Origin of the sequence: Bradyrhizobium sp. (assembly GCF_049581145.1) — a bacterium.
Lineage (GTDB): Bacteria > Pseudomonadota > Alphaproteobacteria > Rhizobiales > Xanthobacteraceae > Bradyrhizobium.
In genome coordinates this window covers 1-2754 of record NZ_JBAURI010000955.1, presented here as the reverse complement: position 1 = coordinate 2754, position 2754 = coordinate 1, and the positions used below count along the sequence as shown (strand labels likewise).

Below are 2754 nucleotides of genomic sequence, written 5' to 3'. Positions count from 1 at the left end.
GGGCCGTTTCGCAGCGACGGAAATCTCCGCCTCGCGCTCGGGGCGATCGCGCGGCTGTCCGGCGATCTCGGCGAGATGCCGCTTGCATCCGCCGCGGGCTTCGATCCGGTGCTGCTCGACTGGCTGGATCTCCGCAACATGCTGCTGGTTGCGGAGGCGGTCGTGCTGCCGGCGTTGGCCCGCACCGAGAGCCGTGGCGCGCACCAGCGCGAAGATCATCCGGGGCTCGATGACATCTGGAGCATCAACCAGATTGTCGCGCTCTCGGACGGAAAGCCCGCGCTCAGCCGCGCCGCGCCGGTAGGGGGGAGGGCCGCGGCATGAAGGCAACGCTCGCCATTCAGCGTGGATCGCCCGACGAGGTCCTGCGCATCGAGGCGCTCGAGGTCGCATTCGAAGCCGGCCAGTCGGTGCTCGACGGTTTGCGCGCGCTGCGCCGGACGATCGATCCGTCGCTCGCCTTTCGCTTTGCCTGCATCAACGCCAACGCCTGCAAGGAGTGCATGATGCTGATCGATGGCAAGGTCGACTATGCCTGCACGGTGCGGCTCAAGGAGGGCGTGACGACGCTGGCGCCGCTGCCTAAAAAAGCGCTGATCCGCGATCTCGTCACCGAGATCGCGCCGCCCGACGAGCGGCTCGAGCTGCCGTCCTGGCGGTCGCGGCGCGGACCGATGGATGCAGGGAAATGAAACATCGAGGGCCCCATCTGCTCGTTGCGGCGAGATGGAGAGGCCGGTCTTTGACCAGAAAGCCCTCGCTTTGCCGAATATTTGAGCGCACTGACCACCGTTCTTCGGGCTACCTGGGGGGTGGATGAAGGGCGGCGATGATGCTGAACCTGAGGGAGTAGGACGCAAATGCTCGACGCGGTACGGGTGTCCGAGGCCAGTCTGCCGGTGATCGATATCGCCGGACTGTCGTCGCCAAGTCCCGCCGACCGGCGGACGGTTGCCGCGAAACTGCGGACGGCATGCCTCCACAGCGGATTTTTCTACATCTCCAATCACGGCATCGACGAGGCGCTCGTTGCTGATGTCTTCGCCGAGGCGGCTGCGTTCTTCGATCTGCCGGCCGAGCAGAAGGCGGAAGTCGACAAATCCCGCTCAAAGGCCAATCGCGGCTACGAGCCGATGCAGGGCCAGACCCTGGAACCGGGCGCGCCGCCCGATCTGAAGGAGGGCTACTACATCGGACCCGAGCATGCGCCGGACGATCCGCGGGTGATCGCCGGCATGTTCAATCACGGCGCCAACCAGTGGCCGCGATCCCGGCCGCGCTTCAGGCCGGTGATGGAAGCCTATCTCGAGATCATGTTGGAGTTGTCGGCGCGGATGATGGGCGGCATCGCGCTGTCGCTCGATCTGCCGGAAAACTATTTTGCCGGTTATTGCACCGATGCGATGGCGAACGTGCGGCTGTTGCATTATCCGCCGCAGCCGGCCAATGGCGATCCGGCGCAGAAGGGCGCCGGCGCTCACACCGATTTCGGCGGGCTGACCTTGTTGCGCCAGGGTGATGTCGGTGGCCTGCAGGTCTGGGACCAGGGTTCCGGCGGCTGGATCCACGCGGATCCCGTGCCGGGCAGCTATGTGGTCAATCTGGGCGACATGATCGCGCGCTGGACCAACGACAGTTACCGCTCGACGCTGCATCGCGTCGTCAACACGTCGGGCCGCGAGCGCTATTCGGTGCCGTTCTTCTACACCGGCAATTACGCGCACAAGGTCGAATGCATTCCGACCTGTCTTGCGCCCGGCGAGCAGCCGAAATACCCGCCGATCACGGTCGAAGAGCATATGCGCGCGATGTACCAGCGGACTTACAAGTAGCATTGGTCAGCGGCGTTCCTCGCGGACATGCGGCTGGCCGAGCGCGCCGGGCTCCTGGCTGCCGCGGCGGTCCTTGGCGCCGACCCAGATCATGACGGCGATGGTCGCAAGATAGGGCGTCATCAGCATCAGATATTGCGGCACCTGGATGCCGGCCGCGGCGATGTGCGGGATCAGCGCCTCGATGCAGCCGAACAACAGTGCGCCGGCCAGCGCGGGCCACGGCGCCCAGCGCGCGAACACGACCAGCGCCACTGCAATCCAGCCGCGGCCGCCGGTCATTCCCGTCACCCACAATTTGACGCTGACGACCGAGATATAGCCGCCGGCCAACCCGATCAGCGAGGACCCGGCGACGATCGCCAGAATCCGATGCAGCGCGACGCTGACGCCGGCGGCGTCCGCTGCGGCCGGATTTTCTCCAACCGCTCGGATGCGCAGGCCGAGCATGGTCCTGAACAGGACGAAGTTGACGGCGATGAAGATCAGGATGGTGAGATAGACCACGGGATCCTGCGTGAACAGGATTCGTCCGATAAAGGGGATGTCCGACAGCGGCCAGATCTTTAGCGGCGCCAGTCCGGTCAGTTGCTTGTTCTGCCATTTCGCCAGCGTGCCGATCAGCCCGGTCAGGCCCTGGCAGAAGAACACCACCGACAAACCCGCGATCACCTGATTGATGCGCAGCACCACCACCAATGCCGCGAACAGCAGCGAGACGATGCTTGCGGCCGCCATGGCGGCGAGCAGAGCGAGCGCCGGATGGCCGCCGAGCGTGAGGCTGGCGCCGGCGCCCGCCAGCGCCCCGACCAGCATCAGTCCTTCCGCGGTCAGGTTCAGCACGCCGGAGCGTTCGGCAATGATCAAGCCGAGCGCGGCCAGCGCGTAGGGCACCGCAGTCACCGGGGCATTGGCCAGCCAG

General features: G+C 65.7%; 3 protein-coding genes and 1 pseudogene. 3 read left to right on the top strand and 1 reads right to left on the bottom strand.

Features of this window, described 5'->3' with window-relative positions; genetic code table 11:
- The 3 genes and pseudogenes from WCB02_RS31110 to WCB02_RS31100 form a co-directional block, all read left to right on the top strand.
- Window positions 1-324 (top strand): annotated as a pseudogene (locus WCB02_RS31110) (hypothetical protein); the annotation flags it as partial.
- A complete protein-coding gene (locus WCB02_RS31105) occupies window positions 321-692 on the top strand; it encodes a 2Fe-2S iron-sulfur cluster-binding protein (protein WP_423964138.1) in 372 nt (123 codons plus the stop codon). The pseudogene WCB02_RS31110 and the gene WCB02_RS31105, both read left to right, overlap by 4 nt.
- 168 nt (window positions 693-860) lie before the next feature.
- Complete coding sequence (locus WCB02_RS31100; protein ID WP_423964136.1) at window positions 861-1832, top strand: isopenicillin N synthase family dioxygenase; 972 nt, start codon at window positions 861-863, stop codon at window positions 1830-1832.
- A 6-nt stretch (window positions 1833-1838) separates the two neighbouring features.
- Here WCB02_RS31100 and WCB02_RS31095 read toward each other — a convergent pair.
- The coding region (locus tag WCB02_RS31095; RefSeq protein WP_423964134.1) for an ABC transporter permease at window positions 1839-2754 on the bottom strand (916 nt) is incomplete at its 5' end.

Coding starts and splice junctions, on each gene's coding strand:
- WCB02_RS31105 (WP_423964138.1), top strand. CDS start 321: ATGAAGGCAACGCTCGCCATTCAGCGTGGATCGCCCGACGAGGTCCTG.
- WCB02_RS31100 (WP_423964136.1), top strand. CDS start 861: ATGCTCGACGCGGTACGGGTGTCCGAGGCCAGTCTGCCGGTGATCGAT.